Origin of the sequence: Rhizobium sp. 16-488-2b, assembly GCF_017741815.1 — a bacterium.
GTDB lineage: Bacteria > Pseudomonadota > Alphaproteobacteria > Rhizobiales > Rhizobiaceae > Rhizobium.
Map to the genome: position 1 here is coordinate 12,366 of NZ_JAGHMF010000007.1, position 15,329 is coordinate 27,694.

The 15,329-nt window shown below is 65.9% G+C and carries 19 protein-coding genes; 18 read left to right on the plus strand and 1 reads right to left on the minus strand.

Annotated features, from left to right (window positions below; translation table 11 throughout):
- The first annotated feature begins 24 nt into the window (after positions 1–24).
- The 6 genes from J5286_RS06240 (at position 25) to J5286_RS06265 (ending at position 3,751) form a co-directional block, all read left to right on the plus strand.
- Entirely contained in the window at positions 25–1,281 is a 1,257-nt protein-coding gene (locus J5286_RS06240) for a phage major capsid protein (protein ID WP_209189674.1), read from the plus strand.
- Positions 1,282–1,557: 276 nt separating this feature from the next.
- On the plus strand, positions 1,558–2,127 hold the full coding sequence (locus J5286_RS06245) for a head-tail connector protein (protein ID WP_209189675.1): 570 nt from the start codon (positions 1,558–1,560) through the stop codon (positions 2,125–2,127).
- Entirely contained in the window at positions 2,127–2,462 is a 336-nt protein-coding gene (locus tag J5286_RS06250; protein ID WP_209189676.1) for a phage head closure protein, read from the plus strand. The genes J5286_RS06245 and J5286_RS06250 overlap by 1 nt, the downstream gene beginning before the upstream one ends.
- On the plus strand, positions 2,459–2,881 hold the full coding sequence (locus J5286_RS06255) for a DUF3168 domain-containing protein (RefSeq protein ID WP_209189677.1): 423 nt from the start codon (positions 2,459–2,461) through the stop codon (positions 2,879–2,881). The genes J5286_RS06250 and J5286_RS06255 overlap by 4 nt, the downstream gene beginning before the upstream one ends.
- A gap of 84 nt (positions 2,882–2,965) precedes the next feature.
- On the plus strand, positions 2,966–3,241 hold the full coding sequence (locus J5286_RS06260; RefSeq protein ID WP_209189678.1) for a type II toxin-antitoxin system TacA family antitoxin: 276 nt from the start codon (positions 2,966–2,968) through the stop codon (positions 3,239–3,241).
- 3 nt (positions 3,242–3,244) lie between these two features.
- Positions 3,245–3,751, plus strand: a complete 507-nt coding sequence (locus J5286_RS06265; protein ID WP_209189679.1) for a GNAT family N-acetyltransferase — start codon at positions 3,245–3,247, stop codon at positions 3,749–3,751.
- On the opposite strand, the gene J5286_RS06270 is transcribed toward J5286_RS06265, so the two are convergent.
- Entirely contained in the window at positions 3,739–4,953 is a 1,215-nt protein-coding gene (locus tag J5286_RS06270) for an MFS transporter (protein ID WP_209189680.1), read from the minus strand. The two genes, J5286_RS06265 and J5286_RS06270, sit on opposite strands and share 13 nt — an antisense overlap.
- Positions 4,954–5,082: 129 nt before the next feature.
- Between J5286_RS06270 and J5286_RS06275 the strand changes: the two genes are divergently transcribed.
- The 12 genes from J5286_RS06275 (at position 5,083) to J5286_RS06330 (ending at position 15,274) form a co-directional block, all read left to right on the plus strand.
- Positions 5,083–5,490, plus strand: coding sequence for a phage major tail protein, TP901-1 family (locus J5286_RS06275; RefSeq protein WP_209215334.1), 408 nt, complete (start codon positions 5,083–5,085; stop codon positions 5,488–5,490).
- Positions 5,490–5,867, plus strand: coding sequence for a gene transfer agent family protein (locus tag J5286_RS06280; protein ID WP_209189682.1), 378 nt, complete (start codon positions 5,490–5,492; stop codon positions 5,865–5,867). The genes J5286_RS06275 and J5286_RS06280 overlap by 1 nt, the downstream gene beginning before the upstream one ends.
- A gap of 11 nt (positions 5,868–5,878) precedes the next feature.
- Complete coding sequence (locus J5286_RS06285; RefSeq protein WP_209189683.1) at positions 5,879–6,124, plus strand: rcc01693 family protein; 246 nt, start codon at positions 5,879–5,881, stop codon at positions 6,122–6,124.
- Positions 6,114–6,659: a phage tail tape measure protein gene (locus tag J5286_RS06290; RefSeq protein ID WP_449089525.1), complete on the plus strand. Its 546-nt coding sequence runs from the start codon at positions 6,114–6,116 to the stop codon at positions 6,657–6,659. The genes J5286_RS06285 and J5286_RS06290 overlap by 11 nt, the downstream gene beginning before the upstream one ends.
- Positions 6,660–6,671: 12 nt before the next feature.
- Positions 6,672–7,313 (plus strand): DUF2460 domain-containing protein, encoded by a 642-nt coding sequence (locus J5286_RS06295; RefSeq protein ID WP_209189684.1) that lies wholly within the window; start codon positions 6,672–6,674, stop codon positions 7,311–7,313.
- Positions 7,310–8,200: a phage/gene transfer agent baseplate hub protein gene (locus J5286_RS06300; RefSeq protein WP_209189685.1), complete on the plus strand. Its 891-nt coding sequence runs from the start codon at positions 7,310–7,312 to the stop codon at positions 8,198–8,200. The genes J5286_RS06295 and J5286_RS06300 overlap by 4 nt, the downstream gene beginning before the upstream one ends.
- Positions 8,197–8,631, plus strand: a complete 435-nt coding sequence (locus J5286_RS06305; protein WP_209189686.1) for an NlpC/P60 family protein — start codon at positions 8,197–8,199, stop codon at positions 8,629–8,631. Before J5286_RS06300 ends, J5286_RS06305 begins: the two co-directional genes overlap by 4 nt.
- On the plus strand, positions 8,632–12,477 hold the full coding sequence (locus J5286_RS06310) for a baseplate multidomain protein megatron (RefSeq protein WP_209189687.1): 3,846 nt from the start codon (positions 8,632–8,634) through the stop codon (positions 12,475–12,477).
- Positions 12,478–12,501: 24 nt separating this feature from the next.
- The gene (locus J5286_RS06315) at positions 12,502–12,711 is read left to right on the plus strand and encodes a hypothetical protein (protein WP_018898877.1); all 210 of its coding nucleotides are present in this window, start codon (positions 12,502–12,504) and stop codon (positions 12,709–12,711) included.
- Between the two features lie 196 nt (positions 12,712–12,907).
- Positions 12,908–13,156, plus strand: coding sequence for a hypothetical protein (locus J5286_RS06320; protein ID WP_047513615.1), 249 nt, complete (start codon positions 12,908–12,910; stop codon positions 13,154–13,156).
- Positions 13,157–13,209: 53 nt separating this feature from the next.
- On the plus strand, positions 13,210–13,881 hold the full coding sequence (locus J5286_RS06325) for a response regulator transcription factor (protein ID WP_018898875.1): 672 nt from the start codon (positions 13,210–13,212) through the stop codon (positions 13,879–13,881).
- Complete coding sequence (locus J5286_RS06330; protein WP_209189688.1) at positions 13,871–15,274, plus strand: ATP-binding protein; 1,404 nt, start codon at positions 13,871–13,873, stop codon at positions 15,272–15,274. Before J5286_RS06325 ends, J5286_RS06330 begins: the two co-directional genes overlap by 11 nt.
- Positions 15,275–15,329: the final 55 nt, after the last annotated feature.

Here is a 15,329-nt window from a genome sequence, read left to right on the forward strand (position 1 = left end):
ACCTTCACAAAGGATGATCCCGCAATGACCAACACGCAGATTGCCGAGAAAATCGCCCCCGAAATCAAGGCCGCGCCGGAAATGACCGCCGCCTTCGACGAATTCATGGAAGCCTTCGAAGCCTTCAAGGAGACCAACGACGCCAGGCTCGGCGAGATCGAGCAGAAGCTGACCTCCGATGTCGTTACCCGCGACAAGATGGATCGTATCAGCCGCGCCATGGACGAGCAGAAGAAGGTGCTCGACCAGCTGGCGCTGAAAAAGGCCCGCCCGCCGCTCGGCCGCACTCATCCCGCCAGCGGCGAGATCACCGAGCACAAACAGGCCTTCGAGCAGTATATCCGCCGCGGCGACGAGGCCGGCCTGCGCGAGATCGAGGCGAAGGCGATGTCCTCAGGCTCCGGCGCCGATGGCGGCTATCTCGTGCCCGACGAGACCGACAGCGCCATCGGCCGCCGCCTCTCCGTCGTGTCGCCGATCCGCTCGATCGCGACGGTGCGCCAGGTCTCGGGTGCCGTGCTGAAGAAGCCCTTCGCGATCTCCGGCATGGCGTCAGGCTGGGTGGCCGAGACGGCGGCGCGGCCGCAGACCAATGGCGCCCAGCTTGCCGAGTTGAGCTTCCCCACCATGGAACTCTACGCCATGCCGGCCGCCACCCAGGCGCTGCTCGACGATGCCGCCGTCGATATCGAGGCCTGGATCTCGAGCGAGGTCGACACCGTCTTCGCCGAACAGGAAGGCGCCGCCTTCGTCGCCGGCGACGGCATCAATAAGCCGAAGGGCCTGCTGGCCTATACCGCCGTTGCCGACAGCGCCTGGAGCTGGGGCAATCTCGGCTATATCGCCACCGGCGCCGCCGGCGACTTCAAGGCGACCGGCGCTTCCGACACGCTGATCGACACGATCTATTCGCTGAAATCAGGCCACCGCCAGAACGCCAACTTCGTGATGAACCGCAAGACCCAGGCCGAGGTGCGCAAGCTGAAGGACGCCGAAGGCCGCTACCTCTGGCAACCGCCGGCAACGGCAGGCGAGGCCGCCTCGCTGGTCGGCTTCCCCGTCGTCGAGGCCGAGGACATGCCCGACATCGCCGCCAATGCGATGGCCATCGCCTTCGGGGATTTCCGCGCGGGCTATCTGGTGGTCGATCGCACCGGAGTGCGGGTGCTTCGCGATCCCTATTCGGCCAAGCCGTATGTGCTGTTTTACACGACGAAACGGGTCGGTGGCGGGGTGCAGAACTTCGAGGCGATCAAGCTGGTGAAGTTTGCGGTGAGTTGACTGGGTGAGGGGGTGTGGCTCGGGTTGTGCCGCGCGGCTTTGAATGCGGCTGGCGTCGCGCCCGGAGCCCCGTCATCCCCGGTGCAACTTTGTTGCGCCTGAACCCTTCGGGCCACCTTCTCTCCGCTGGGGCGAAGGGGAGGTTGAGCGAGCGGCCCACTCCGAGTCCCTTCTCCCCAGCGGGGAGAAGGTGCCGGCAGGCGGATGAGGGGGCCACTTGCTCCAGCCTCTCGAAGGCACCCACCCAGCACACCCACATCACCAGGAACCCCGCCCATGACCTACGCCCTCATCACCCCACCCGCATCCGAACCCATCACCCTCGCCGAGACCAAATCCCACCTCCGCCTCGACGACACCAACGAAGACACGCTGCTCGCCGCCCTCGTCCGCACCGCCCGCGAGCACCTGGAGCGTACCACCGGCCTCAGCCTCATCACTCAGACCTGGCGCCTCTATCTTGATTCAATTCCTGAAGACGGCGTGATTCAGATCGCGAGAGGTCCCGTCCAAGCCATTGAAAGCCTTACGCTTTACGACGCCGCCGGCGAAGAGCTCCAACTCCCGATGACCGGCCACATGCTCGACGGCCACGCCCGCCCGGCGCGCCTCGTGCTCGGCCGCGCCGTCAGTCCCGGCCAGCCCATCAACGGCATCGAGATCGACTTCACCGCCGGCTTCGGTGAGAGCGGCGCCGAGGTGCCGGATACGCTGAAGCGGGCGATGCTGATGCATGTCGCGCAGATGTTCGCGTTTCGCGGCACGGTCGCGGTCGATGACCAGCCGGCGGATATTCCCGCAGGCTACGACCGCCTGATCGCGCCCTTCATGGTGAGGAGGCTCTGATGCGCTCGGTCTTCTTCGACCCCGGCCAGATGACGGCGCGGCTGGCGCTGGAAGCGCCGGTGGAGGCGCCGGACGGGCAGGGCGGCGCCACAGTATCCTTCACCGAAATCGCCTCCCTCTGGGCCCGCGTCGAACCGGTCAGCGAGCTGCGCGAGGAGCAGGCGGGCGCTGACGTATTCACGTTGACCCACCGCATCTGGCTGCGCTTCCGCGACGATATCAAGCCCGGCATGCGGCTGCGCAAGGGCGCGCGGGTCTTCGCGATCCGCGCCTGGCGCGACCCCGACGAGCGCGGCAACTATCTCGTCTGCCTGTGCGAGGAGGAAAGCCGATGAGCGCCGCCAATCGATTGCTGACGGCGATCCAGGCGCGCCTCGCCTACGACACGGAACTGTCGGCCATGATCGGCCCCGAAGGCCTGCGAGACCGCCTCGTATCGGGTCGCAAGCTCCCCGCCGTCATCGTCGCCGATCTCGCAAGCAACGACTATTCCACGACGACCGAGACCGGCGCCGAGCACCTGCTGACACTAGAAATCTGGACCGACGCCGGCGGACGAAAAGAGGCCGCGACCATAGCCGAGCGCCTGCGCATGCTGTTGCACGATGCGCCGCTGTTGCTGGAAACGCACCATCTCGTCAGCTTGCTGCATCTTTCGACACGCACCCGGCGCGAAATGAAGACGCGGCTGCATGTCGCCGAGATGCGCTTCAGGGCAGTGACGGAGGCGATGGTCGAAGTCTCCGGCGGCTGAGAGCCCAAATCTGGACCGCGTAGCCATATTGCTGTATAGACATTGTCCGTACGAATTTATTAATCCGCATGCGGAGCGACTGATATGCCCGGCGTCAAGAAAAGCGAAACCATCAACCTGCGCATCGATACTGAGACGCGCGAGATCATCGCGCGCGCCGCCGCCGTCAGCGGCAAGTCGCTCACGGCATTCATGACCGAGGCTGCGTTTTACTCGGCGCAGAGGGAGTTGCTGGATCAGCGGTTCATCGGTGTCGATGCGGCGGTCTTCGATGCCGTCGAGGAGCTTCTCGACGACCCGGCGAAGGCCAACGACAGGCTCGTCGCGCTGTTCAAATCCAATGCCGAATGGATCGACTGACGGATGTTTCGCAAGCCCGTTCCTCTCAGCGAGCACCATGTCGTCGATGATTTCGACAGCGGCAAACCGGCGCTGGATGGCTTCCTGAAGGACATGGCGCTCTACAATCAGCAGCAGGAATATACCCGGACCGTTGTCATCGCGACCGAGGATTACCGCGTCGTCGGCTATCACTCGCTGTGCGCGGGCATGATCAGCCGCAACAGCGCGCCGAGGCAGGTCAAGGGGCATCGGGCGCCGGGCGAAATTCCGGTCGCGCTGCTTGCGCGGCTTGCGGTCGACCGCCGTCACCAGAACGTCGGGCTGGGCAGGGCATTGCTGAAGCATGCGCTGATGTCCGTCGTCTCGTCGTCGCGCTCGGTCGCCTTTCGCGCCGTCATGGTTCATGCCTTGGACGACGAGGCGGAGGCCTTCTATCTGAAATTCGGCTTCCGCGCCGCCAAGGGCCTCGAGCGCACGCTGCTTTTGCCGACGAAGGACATCGTCGCTTCGCTGGCTCAGGCGACCTGAGCAAGCGGCTTTGCGCGGCGGATGAGGCTTGCCAGCATCAGCACGAGGCCGAAGGCGAGTGCTGCGAGCGTGCAGCATAGGGCCATCACCATGCCGGCGCCGGCGCGGTCGAGGATGGCGGTGAAGATGATGGGGGCGGCGGCGTTGGCGATGTTTTGCGGCAGCGACAGGCGGGCGGCCTGCAGGCCGTATTCGCGCGGCGAAAACAGCGCCAGCGGCAGCAGCGCGCGGGCAACCGCCATGACGCCGGCGCCGAAGCTGTAGATCACGATGAAGCCGACGAGCAGCGATGTCGAGGGCGGGACGATGAGGATCAATCCGAAGCTCGCCACCATCAGGCCGATCCCGGCGATGGCGCTGACGATGGGGTTGCCGCGCTTGCCGAGCAGCATGTCCATGCCGCGCGCCGTTATGCCGATGACCCCACGCGCCGAGCCGAGCTGGAGTGCCAGCACCGGCGCGGCGCCGTATTGGCGCAGGACCTCCAGCAACGATGGCGCCAGGCCGAAGGTGACGAAGCTCGATAGCGTCGTTGCGGCCGCAAGCAGCAGGAAGGCCTTGCGGCGATCATCGGGCGAAAGATCGACCGGCGCCGCATGCATCTCGGCGGATCCGGCTTGCGTGGTGGCCGGACGCGGCAGGCCGAAGAGATAGAGCGGCAGGCAGATGCACAATTGCAGTGCCGCGCAGATGACGAACGTGGTCCGCCAGCCGAAGTGAGCGTCGAGCATGCTGAGGATCGGCCAGAACAGCGTGCTGGATAGGCCGGTGAACAGCATCAGCATGGCGATGATACGCTTGCTGTTTGCGCCCTCGCGCTCGACGACGGCGGTATAGGTCGGCGTCGTCAGGCCGAGCGCGCCGCCGATGCCGATCACGATCCAGGAGATTGTGTAGAGCACGATGCCTTGCGCGGCGGCCAGCATGAGAAGGCCGGCGGCGAAGGTGACGGATGAGGCGGCAAGCACGGGCACGGCGCCGTGGCGCTGCAACAGCCGGCCGATCGTCGGGCCGAGAAGCGCAAGCACGACCATCATCACGGTCAGGCCGCCGAAGACAATTTCATTCGCCAGCCCGAGATCGGGCGCGATCACCCGGCCCATGACGCCGAGCATGTCGAAGGTCGTGCCCCAGCCGATGAGCTGCGTCACGGTGAGCACGGCAATCATCTGTGTCGAACGCAGAGGGAAGGCCCGGGACATGGTGTGGATTTCGGCGAAGGGAAGGGATCGAAGCGGTCGTAGCATCTTCGCCGTCAGGTTGAAAGTGACAAGTCGATGACATCGCGGGCGTCCCATCGGGGCGCCTTTTTTCGTGGAAGGGACGAGGCCATGGTGGCGCAGAAGGGCAAGGATCTGCTGTTGAGGGTTTTCAACGGCACGGATTATGAAACGGTGGCGGGGCTGCGTTCGAAGCGGCTGGCCTTCAATGCCGAGACGGTGGATGTGACCGATGCCGAGAGCGCCGGGCGCTGGCGCGAGCTTTTGGGTGGCGCCGGCGTGCAGCGGGCTTCGGTATCGGGTTCAGGCATCTTCAAGGATGCGGCCTCCGACCAGCTGGTGCGCAACGCCTTCTTCAATGCCTCGATCCTGAGCTGGCAGATCGTCGTGCCGGATTTCGGCAGCGTCACCGGTCCGTTCCAGGCAAGCGCGCTCGAATATTCCGGCCAGTATAATGGCGAGGTGATGTTCGGGCTGGCGCTGGAATCGGCGGGCGCTATCATCTTCGAGGCGCTGTGATGGCGGCCCGCACGGCAGTGGAACAAGTGGCAGGGCGAAGGGGCAATCGGCGGCGTGGTGAGATCGAGGCTGAGATCGACGGCGAGCGGCGGGTTCTGTGCCTGACGCTGGGGGCCTTGGCGGAGCTTGAGACGGCGTTTTCGGTCGATAGCTTGAATGGGCTGGCCGAGCGCTTCTCCGGCGGCCGGCTGAAGGCGGCGGATATGATCCGCATCATCGGCGCCGGCCTGCGCGGCGGTGGCAATCTCTATTCCGACGAGGATGTGGCGGAGGCCGATATCGAGGGCGGCATTGGTGGTTATGCGGCGATCGTCGGCGATCTGCTGACCGCAACGTTTTCGGGGCATGGCGCGGACGCCTCCGCGCGCCCCCTCTAGCCGCAGCGGGCATGGAGACGACGGACAATGCGGGGCCAACGCCATTCCCCTGGGCGCGGGTTCTGCATGTCGGTCTCTGCCTGCTGCGGCTTCCCCCGCAATCCTTCTGGGCGATGACGCCGGTGGAGTTTCACGCCGCCGCCGGTGGCCTCTTGCCGCCGCGTCCCGCCGTCTCCCGCGCCGATCTCGATGGGCTGATGGCCCGTTTTCCGGACAGCCGGGCAAGCTTAGACACGAGGAACGACCATGACCGATGACCAGACGGACCTCTCCGCCATGACCGACGAGGCGGCGACGCTGCGGCGTGCGCTGGACGATCTGGAGGGCCGCTCGCGCTCCTTCGGCTCGGCACTGTCTGGGGCGCTGCGCAGCGCGGTCTCGGGCGGAAAGGGGCTGGACGATGTGCTGCGCGGGCTGGCCAATCGCATGACGGATATCGCGCTGCAGGCGGGGTTGAAGCCGCTGGAGACGATGCTTTCGGGTGCCGCCTCCAGCCTCCTCGGCGGCGCCGGCAAGCTGCTGCCTTTCGCCGATGGAGGTGTCGTCTCGCAGCCCACCTACTTTCCTCTCGGCGGCGACATGGGGCTGATGGGCGAGGCGGGCAGCGAGGCGATCCTGCCCTTGCGGCGCGGCGCCGACGGTTCGCTCGGCGTCGCCGCATTGGGCGCGGGGACCGCACCGCAGATCGTCTTCAACGTCACCGCGACGGATGCCGAGAGCTTCCGAAAGAGCGAGGCGCAGATTTCCTCGATGCTGGCGCGCACCGCAATGCGCGGTCAGCGCAACCTGTGAGGATCAGAACAGATGGCAACCGGTTTCCACGAAGTGCGCTTTCCGCTCCGCCTGTCGCTGTCGACGAGTGGCGGGCCTATCAGGCGCACCGATATCGTCAATCTCTCCAATGGCCGCGAAAGCCGCAACAGCCGCTGGCGCGATGCGCGCCGCAGCTATGATGCGGGCTCCGGCCTGCGCTCGGTGGCGGATCTCTACGAGGTCTTGGAGTTCTTCGAGGCCCGTAGCGGCGAGCTCTATGGCTTCCGCTTCCGCGATCCGATCGATTGCACCTCGACACGGCCCGGCGCTGAGATCGGAGCGGGCGACCAGCCGATCGGGATCGGCGACGGCGTGACGGGCTCATTCCCGCTCGCCAAGACCTATGGCGATGCCGGAGCCAGCAGCACGCGGCGGATTGAGAAGCCCGTCGAGGGCTCGGTCGTCGTCGCGGTGGATGGCGTGCTGCAGGCGTCGTCCGCCTTCGTGTGCGACCCCACGACCGGCATCGTCACCTTCGCGGTGGATGCCGTTCCGCCAGAGGGTGCGTCGGTGACGGCGGGGTTCCTGTTCGACGTGCCGGTGCGCTTTGCGACCGGGCGCATCGACGTCAACCTCTCGGCCTTCAATGCCGGGCGCATTCCCACCATTCCGCTGATGGAGATCATGCCATGAGGCATATTCCGGACGCGCTCGCCGCGCATATCTTGGGCGACGCCACGACGCTCTGCCACGCCTGGCGGGTGACGCGCCGCGATGGCGTCGTGCTTGGCTTTACCGAACACGATCACGACCTGACCTTCGCGGGCACCACCTTCCTGGCGGCGAGCGGCTTTTCCGCCAGTGCGGCGGAAGAGGAGACGGGGTTGCTGGCCGCCACCAGCGATGTCGCCGGCGGCTTCTCCAGCGCGGCGATCACCGAGGAGGATCTGACGCGCGGCCGCTATGACGGCGCCCGCGTCGAGGTCCATCTCGTCAACTGGGCGGACCCCGAGCAGAATATGCTCCTGAAGGTGCAGGAGATCGGCGATGTCACGCGCGACGCCGGCCAGTTCCAGGCGGAGCTGCGCAGCTTCGCCAGCCGCCTTGGCGAGCCGCAGGGCCGCGTCTATGGCCGGCGCTGCGACGCCACGCTTGGCGATCAACGATGTGGCGTCGATCTCTCGGCGCCCGCGATGCGCGCCGAAGGCGTCGTGGTCGAGGTCGCGGATGCCAGCCGGCTTGTGCTCTCGGGTATCAGGGCCGTGCCCGACGGCTTCTTCCGTTTCGGCGTGCTAGGTTTTCTCGACGGCGACAATCAAGGCCAGCGGTTGGAGATCGAGACGCATGCGGCGAAGGACGGTTTGCTGGAGGTGACCCTCTGGCTGCCGCTCGACGCCACCCCAAATGCGGGCGACCGCGTCGTGCTCACGGCGGGCTGCGACAAGGCCTTTTCCACCTGCCGAACGAAGTTCGCCAACCACCTGAATTTTCGCGGTTTCCCCCACATCCCCGGCACCGATTTCGCCTACACCTACGCCGATGGCGAGACCCTTCACGACGGGAGCGCGCTGTTCAAATGACCGACATTGCAATGGAAGTGCTGCGGCTGGCCGAAGGCTGGATCGGCACGCCCTACAGGCACCAGGCTTCGCTCAAGGGCGTCGGCTGCGATTGTCTCGGGCTGATCCGGGGTATCTGGAGGGAGCTTTACGGGCAGGAGCCGGAGCGCCCACCACCCTATGCGCCGGATTGGGCCGAACGCGGCGGCGGGGATCGGCTGATGGAGGCCGCACTCCGGCATTTCGGCCCGCCGCTGCCGCTTGTCAAGGCGAGGCCCGGCGACGTGATTCTGTTCCGCTGGCGCCCGCAGCTCGCCGCCAAGCATGCCGGTATCCTCTCGGGCGAGCGGCAGTTCATCCATGCCTACGAGCAGGCGGCGGTGGTGACCTCGCCGCTGGTGCCGAGCTGGCGCCGACGCATCTCGGGCGTCTTTCGTTTTCCGGAGAGATAGATGGCAACGCTCCTCTTCCAGGCCGCTGGCGCGGCACTCGGCAGCGTCTTCGGCCCTGTCGGCGCGATCATCGGCCGTGCGGCGGGCGCGCTTGCTGGAAGCGTCGTCGATCGCGCGCTGATCAACGGCCGCTCCACCGTGCGCGGCGCGCATCTGGCGAGCGCCCGCATTCCAGGCGCCGACGAGGGCACGGCGATCAACCGCGTCTATGGCAGTGTGCGCGTCGGCGGCACGCTGATCTGGGCGACGCGCTTCGAGGAGGAGGTGACCAGCGAACGGCAGGGCGGCAAGGCCACCGGCGGCACCCGCGTCGAGAGCTTCCGCTACTTCGCCAATCTCGCGGTCGGTCTGGCGGAAGGGCCGATCGGGCATGTCAGGCGCGTCTGGGCCGATGGCAAGGAACTGGATCTGACGAGGATCGAGATGCGCGTCTATCGCGGCGACGAGGCGCAGCTGCCCGATCCGCTGATCGAGGCCAAGCAAGGGGCCGGCAATGCGCCCGCCTATCGCGGACTTGCTTACGTCGTCTTCGAGCGGCTACCGCTCGATGCCTATGGAAACCGCATTCCGCTGCTGCAGTTCGAGGTCGTGAGATCGGTCGGCGAGCTGGAAAATGAGATCAGGGCCGTCTGTATCATCCCCGGCTCGACCGAGCATGGCTACCAGCTGGTGCAGGTCTCGGAGAGCATCGGCGCCGGCAGCGCCCGCATTCTCAACCGCAACAGCCTGCGCGGCACGAGCGATTGGGATATCTCGATCGACGAGCTCATGGCGCTCTGCCCCAATCTCGAGCGTGTTGCGCTCGTCGTCTCCTGGTTCGGCACCGATCTGCGCGCCGGCCAATGCCGCGTGGTGCCCGGCGTCGAGGTGGCGAGCCGCGCGGAGGAAAGCAGGCCGTGGTCGGTCTCCGGCATCGCGCGCGAGGCTGCCCATCTCGTCAGCCGCAGCAATGGCGGCCCGGCCTATGGCGGCACGCCCGATGATGTCAGCGTGCTGTCGGCGATTGCCGATCTCAGGAGCCGTGGTCTCAAGGTCTATCTCTATCCCTTTGTCATGATGGATATTCCCGCCGACAACGCCCTTGCCGACCCTTATGGCGGTGAGCGCCAGGCGTCCTATCCCTGGCGCGGCCGCATCACCTGTGATCCTGCGCCGGGGCGGCCTGCTAGCGTCGATCGGAAGGCGGCCGTGCGCGGGCAGGTGCAGGCCTTCGCCGGCAATGCGCAGGCGGGCGATTTCACGATTGCGGGCGGCCATGTGGTTTATCATGGTGGCGAGGAGAGTTACCGGCGTTTCATCCTGCACTATGCGCAGCTGGCGCGTCTTGCCGGCGGGGTCGATGGCTTCCTGATCGGCTCCGAGCTTCGTGGCCTGACGCAGCTGCGCGATGGCGGCGATGCCTTTCCCTTCGTCGAGGCGCTGGTGCGGCTGGCGGGCGACGTCAAGGCGCTGCTGCCGGCCGCCAAGATCACCTATGGCGCCGATTGGAGCGAGTATTTCGGCTATCACCCGGCTGATGGCAGCGGCGACGTCTATTTCCATCTCGATCCGCTTTGGGCCTCGTCTGACATCGATGCAGTCGGGATCGACAACTACATGCCGCTCGCCGACTGGCGCGACGACGATCTGGCCAGCGCCAATCCCGACGGCTTCCGGCTTGCCGATGATCGAAATGCGCTGACGGCGGCGATCACTAGCGGCGAGGGTTTTGGATGGTACTACGCGGATGGCGATGCCCGCAAAGCCCGGCAGCGCAGCCCGATCACCGATGGTCTCGCCGGCAAACCTTGGGTCTTCCGCTACAAGGATATCGCCGCATGGTGGGCCAATCCGCATTATGAGCGCATTGGCGGCGCAGAGCGCGCGGCGCCCACGGCATGGGTGCCGTCGGGCAAGCCGATCTGGTTCACCGAGCTTGGCTGCGGCGCCGTCGACAAGGGCGCCAATCAGCCGAATGTCTTTGCCGATCCGAAGTCGGTGGAAAGCGGGGCGCCGTATTTCTCCACCGGCATGCGCTCGGACAGCATGCAGCGCCGCTTTCTCGAAGCGCACCATCTCTGGTGGGCCGACGATGATGCGCCCGCCGGCATGGTCGATCCCTCGCATCTCTTCGTCTGGTGCTGGGATGCGCGGCCGTTCCCGGCCTTTCCGTTGGCAACGGATATCTGGTCCGACGGCGGAAATTGGCGCACCGGGCACTGGCTGAACGGTCGGCTCGGCGCCGGCACTCTGGCCGATATCGTAGCGGTGGTGCTGCGCGATCATGGATTCTCCGATTTCGATGTCACCGAAGTGAGCGGCGACCTGATCGGTTACGTCAAGGGCGAACTCGGCTCGGCCCGCGACCTGATCGAACCGCTGCTGCAGGCATTCCAGATCGATGCCTTGGAAGATGCCGGCCTCCTGCGCTTCCGCTCGCGCACACGCGCCAGCCTGCCGGCGATGCGGATCGAAACGCTCGTCGACAGCGAGAACGAACCGCTCTGGCAGGAGACACGCGGCCACGACAGCGACTTCGCCGCCGAGGCGGTGGTGACCTTCTACAATCCCGATCTCGACTACGAGCAGGCCAGCGCCCGCTCGCACCGCGCCGGGCAGGCGACGAGCCGACAGATCAAGCAGGATCTGCCCGCCGTGCTTTCCGAAGAGACGGCGCTGGACGCGGCCGAGGCGCTGCTGCGCGACAATCGCATCGCCCGCCGCTCGCTGCGCTTCTCGCTGGCGCCGGGCCGGCTGGACGTGCAGCCGGGCGACGTCGTCTCGCTGACCGATGGTCCCGATGGCCGCTTCCTGGTCTCGCGCATCGAGGATGGTGATGCCCGCCGCATCGAGGCGCGGGCGTTTGCACCATCTTCAGGCGGCGCTCCGCCTGCCGTAACCGATGGCCGAAATGGCGGCGGCACCGCCTCGAACCTGTTCAAGCCGGTCGTGCATCTGATGGATCTGCCGCGCTTCGACGGCGAGGCGGCGACGAGCTTCGCGCGAGCCGCGGTGTTCGCAAAGCCCTGGCGCACCGTCGGCCTGTCGTCATCGGCGACGACGGAGGGATATCGGGGCAGGGTGGTGCTAGACCGTCCGGCAACGATGGGGACTCTTGTGTCCGCATTGGCACCCGGCGTCACCGGCCGTTTCGACTGGTCCGAGCCGCTGATCGTCGATCTCGCTTACGGCGAACTGTCCTCGGCGGCCGAGATAGCGGTGCTGAACGGCGCCAATCGGCTGGCGGTGCGCTCAGTGAGCGGCGTGTGGGAGATCCTGTCTTTCCTGCAGGCCGAAGAGATCGCGGCCGGGCGATGGCGGCTCGGCGGGTTGCTGCGCGGGCTTGCGGGCACCGAGGATGCGATGGTCTTGGGCATTCCCGAGGGTGCGGCGGTCGTGCTGCTCGACGAGGCGGTCAGGCCGCTCGGGCTGCGTAGCGACGAGGCCGGCCTGTCGCTCAACTGGATCGCCGAGGCGGCCGGTTCACTTACCATGGCGGGATCGTTCGTGTTCGCGGGCGGCCTGCGCGCAGAGACACCGCTCGCCCCGGTGCATCTGCGCTGCCGACGCACGGATGCCGGCGATGCCGTGATCTCCTGGACAAGGCGCGGACGCGACAATGCCGACAGCTGGACCGGCGCCGACATTCCGCTCGACGAACCCTTTGAACGCTACCGGGTCGAGATACTCGACAGCGCCGACATCGTGGTCCGGGCGGTGGAGGTCGGGACGCCGGAATGGACCTATCCGCTCGCCGACGAAATGCTCGATTTCGGCGGGCGGCAGACGAGCCTTGCGGTGACGATCCGCCAGCTTGGCGAGCGCGTGCCGCTGGGATTGCCCGCCCGGGCGAGCTTTCAGACGTGACATTTCAACCGAAGGAGAAGGACGATGCCTGATTTGAAAAACTGGTACAGCTCGAAGACCATCTGGGGCGCGGTCGTTGCGATCCTCGCTTCGGCTTTGCACTTTACGGGTGTGGATATCGCATCCGGCGATCGCTCTCAGATCGTCGATGCGATCGTCAACATCGCCGGCGCGCTGGGGGGGCTGCTGGCGGTCTATGGCCGGGTGACGGCGAAGTCGGCGATCAAGCCCTGAGTCCGGGGGCGATAGCGGCACGGTGGCGCGAATGCCGCCGCCAACCGTGCCTTTCCGGCCACAGCAGCGGCGTCGGGTGCCTTGCGGCATGCTCTGAGACACCCCCAAGCACCCGACATTACCTTGCATTCATTTGCCATTCAGGTCTCCTGAGTACATAGTCAGGTCAAGTTGGTATCCATTGAAAGCATAGCACATGGCCTCTCCTCTGAGCGTCGCAGCGTTGGCCGTTTGGCTGACGGTACCGTCGCCCTCACCGGATAATACGCACAACCTTTTGGTGCGCGTAGCAGGCGATTGCAGTGAAGCCGCCCAGCAGGTTGTCGAGAAGACCGGGGGGCAGCTGCTCTCCGTTCAGCCCTCCGGCGACAGCTGCATCATCACCGTGCTCGTCCAGGGCAACGGCCAGCGACCGCGTAAAGTAACCGTCAAGGTTCCGATGTAGGCAGAATCGCCCTATTTAGACATCGAAGACATAAAGCGGAGTAGAGCGGACCGATGCGCATCCTGGTAGTCGAAGACGACGTCAATCTGAATCGTCAGCTGAGCGAAACCCTGAAAGAGGCCGGCTACGTCGTCGATCAGGCGTTCGACGGCGAGGAGGGACACTTCCTCGGCGATACCGAGCCCTATGACGCGATCATCCTCGATATCGGCCTGCCCGAGCTCGACGGCGTCAGCGTTCTGGAAAAGTGGCGCGGCGCCGGCCGCGGCATGCCGGTGCTGATCCTGACGGCCCGCGACCGCTGGAGCGACAAGGTCGCCGGCATCGACGCTGGCGCCGACGATTATGTCACCAAGCCCTTCCACGTCGAAGAAGTTCTCGCCCGTATCCGCGCGCTCATCCGCCGCGCCGCCGGCCACTCTTCGTCCGAGATCGTCTGCGGCCCCGTTCGCCTCGACACCAAGACCTCGAAGGCCGTGGTCAACGGCGTGGCGCTGAAGCTCACCTCGCACGAATACCGGCTCTTGGCCTATCTCATGCATCACATGGGCGAGGTCGTGTCGCGCACCGAGCTGGTCGAGCACATGTACGACCAGGATTTCGACCGCGACAGCAACACGATCGAAGTCTTCGTCGGTCGCCTGCGCAAGAAGATGGGCGTCGATCTGATCGAAACGGTGCGCGGTCTCGGCTACCGCATCCAAGCGCCGACCAATGCGAATTAAGTCTCTTACCGCACGCGTCCTGCTTCTGACCACGATCTGGTCGACCGTGGCGCTTGTCGTAATCGGCCTGTTGATCTCGACGCTCTATCGCAAGAGCGCCGAGCGCGGCTTTCAGGATTTGCTTCGCGCGCAGCTCTATAACGTCATCAACTCGGTGGCGATCGGCGATCAGGGCGCACTATCAGGCAGCCCGCAGCTCGGCGACCTGCGCTTCGCCCAGCCGAAGACCGGCTGGTACTGGATGGTCGAGCCGCTGGGGACCTACACGGCCCCGCCGCTGGTCTCGCCCTCACTCGGTGCCACCACCATCCCCGTTCCCTCCGTGCTGGAAGCGCCGTTCGACAAGAACTACGAGCGCTATTATCAGGTCACCGACACCTCGCAGAACCGCATTCAGGTCGCCGAGACCGAAGTGGTGCTCGACACCGATGGCCGTGCCGCGCGCTTTCGCGTCACCGGCAATGTCGATGTCGTCGAGGATGATGTCCGCAACTTCTCCCACAGCCTCTATCTCGCGCTCGCCGGCTTCGGCGTCGGCAGCCTGATCGTCAACGCGCTTGCCATTCTCTATGGCCTGAAGCCGCTCGACAAGGCGCGCGCCGCGCTCGAGCGCATCCGCGCCGGCGAGAGCGAGCAGCTGAAGGGCGAGTTCCCGCGCGAGATCCTGCCGCTTGCCAACGAGGTCAACGCGCTGATCGACAGCAACCGCCGCATCGTCGAGCGTGCCCGCATGCAGGTCGGCAATCTCGCCCATTCGCTGAAGACGCCAATCGCCGTGCTGCTCAATGAAGCCCGCGTATTGGAGCGCTCGCATGGCGAGCTGGTCAAGAGCCAGGCGGAATCGATGCAGGGGCAGGTGCAATCCTATCTCAACCGCGCCCGCATTGCCGCCCAGCGCGAATCCGTTCTCGCCCGTACCGATGCCGAGCCGGCGCTGGAACGGCTGGTGCGCGTCATGCGCCGTCTGAACGTCGACAAGGAGTTCGACCTCCTCGTCAATCCGCCGCATCTGGCCGTGGCGCTGGAGCAGCAGGATCTGGAGGAAGTGGTCGGCAACCTGCTTGAAAACGCCTCGCGCTTTGCCGTGCACAAGGTCAGGCTTTCGGTCGCCGAAGCCCCCGATGACGTCAAGGGCGGGGAGGGCAGCGCCCGCCGCCATTGGGTCGAGGTGATCGTCGAGGATGATGGCCCCGGTCTTGAGCCCGACCAGATCCGCGAGGCGCTGAAGCGCGGCCGCCGTCTCGACGAGAGCAAGCCCGGCACCGGCCTTGGCCTGTCGATCGTCACTGAGATCGCCAACGAGTATCAGGGCCGGCTGGAAATGTCGCGTGGCGAGTGGGGCGGGCTGAAGGCGCGCCTTATTCTTCCCGGTGTCACAAAGGATGTTGCGTGATCGGCGGCTTGATGCCAGAAAGACATTTGCATAGCATGCTTTACCTCGGCCTAAG

Coding starts and splice junctions, on each gene's coding strand:
- J5286_RS06270 (WP_209189680.1), bottom strand. CDS start 4,953: ATGTCCCGGGCCTTCCCTCTGCGTTCGACACAGATGATTGCCGTGCTC.
- J5286_RS06255 (WP_209189677.1), top strand. CDS start 2,459: ATGAGCGCCGCCAATCGATTGCTGACGGCGATCCAGGCGCGCCTCGCC.
- J5286_RS06275 (WP_209215334.1), top strand. CDS start 5,083: ATGGTGGCGCAGAAGGGCAAGGATCTGCTGTTGAGGGTTTTCAACGGC.
- J5286_RS06295 (WP_209189684.1), top strand. CDS start 6,672: ATGGCAACCGGTTTCCACGAAGTGCGCTTTCCGCTCCGCCTGTCGCTG.
- J5286_RS06240 (WP_209189674.1), top strand. CDS start 25: ATGACCAACACGCAGATTGCCGAGAAAATCGCCCCCGAAATCAAGGCC.
- J5286_RS06260 (WP_209189678.1), top strand. CDS start 2,966: ATGCCCGGCGTCAAGAAAAGCGAAACCATCAACCTGCGCATCGATACT.
- J5286_RS06320 (WP_047513615.1), top strand. CDS start 12,908: ATGGCCTCTCCTCTGAGCGTCGCAGCGTTGGCCGTTTGGCTGACGGTA.
- J5286_RS06280 (WP_209189682.1), top strand. CDS start 5,490: ATGGCGGCCCGCACGGCAGTGGAACAAGTGGCAGGGCGAAGGGGCAAT.
- J5286_RS06300 (WP_209189685.1), top strand. CDS start 7,310: ATGAGGCATATTCCGGACGCGCTCGCCGCGCATATCTTGGGCGACGCC.
- J5286_RS06305 (WP_209189686.1), top strand. CDS start 8,197: ATGACCGACATTGCAATGGAAGTGCTGCGGCTGGCCGAAGGCTGGATC.
- J5286_RS06250 (WP_209189676.1), top strand. CDS start 2,127: ATGCGCTCGGTCTTCTTCGACCCCGGCCAGATGACGGCGCGGCTGGCG.
- J5286_RS06245 (WP_209189675.1), top strand. CDS start 1,558: ATGACCTACGCCCTCATCACCCCACCCGCATCCGAACCCATCACCCTC.
- J5286_RS06285 (WP_209189683.1), top strand. CDS start 5,879: ATGGAGACGACGGACAATGCGGGGCCAACGCCATTCCCCTGGGCGCGG.
- J5286_RS06290 (WP_449089525.1), top strand. CDS start 6,114: ATGACCGATGACCAGACGGACCTCTCCGCCATGACCGACGAGGCGGCG.
- J5286_RS06330 (WP_209189688.1), top strand. CDS start 13,871: ATGCGAATTAAGTCTCTTACCGCACGCGTCCTGCTTCTGACCACGATC.
- J5286_RS06315 (WP_018898877.1), top strand. CDS start 12,502: ATGCCTGATTTGAAAAACTGGTACAGCTCGAAGACCATCTGGGGCGCG.
- J5286_RS06310 (WP_209189687.1), top strand. CDS start 8,632: ATGGCAACGCTCCTCTTCCAGGCCGCTGGCGCGGCACTCGGCAGCGTC.
- J5286_RS06325 (WP_018898875.1), top strand. CDS start 13,210: ATGCGCATCCTGGTAGTCGAAGACGACGTCAATCTGAATCGTCAGCTG.
- J5286_RS06265 (WP_209189679.1), top strand. CDS start 3,245: ATGTTTCGCAAGCCCGTTCCTCTCAGCGAGCACCATGTCGTCGATGAT.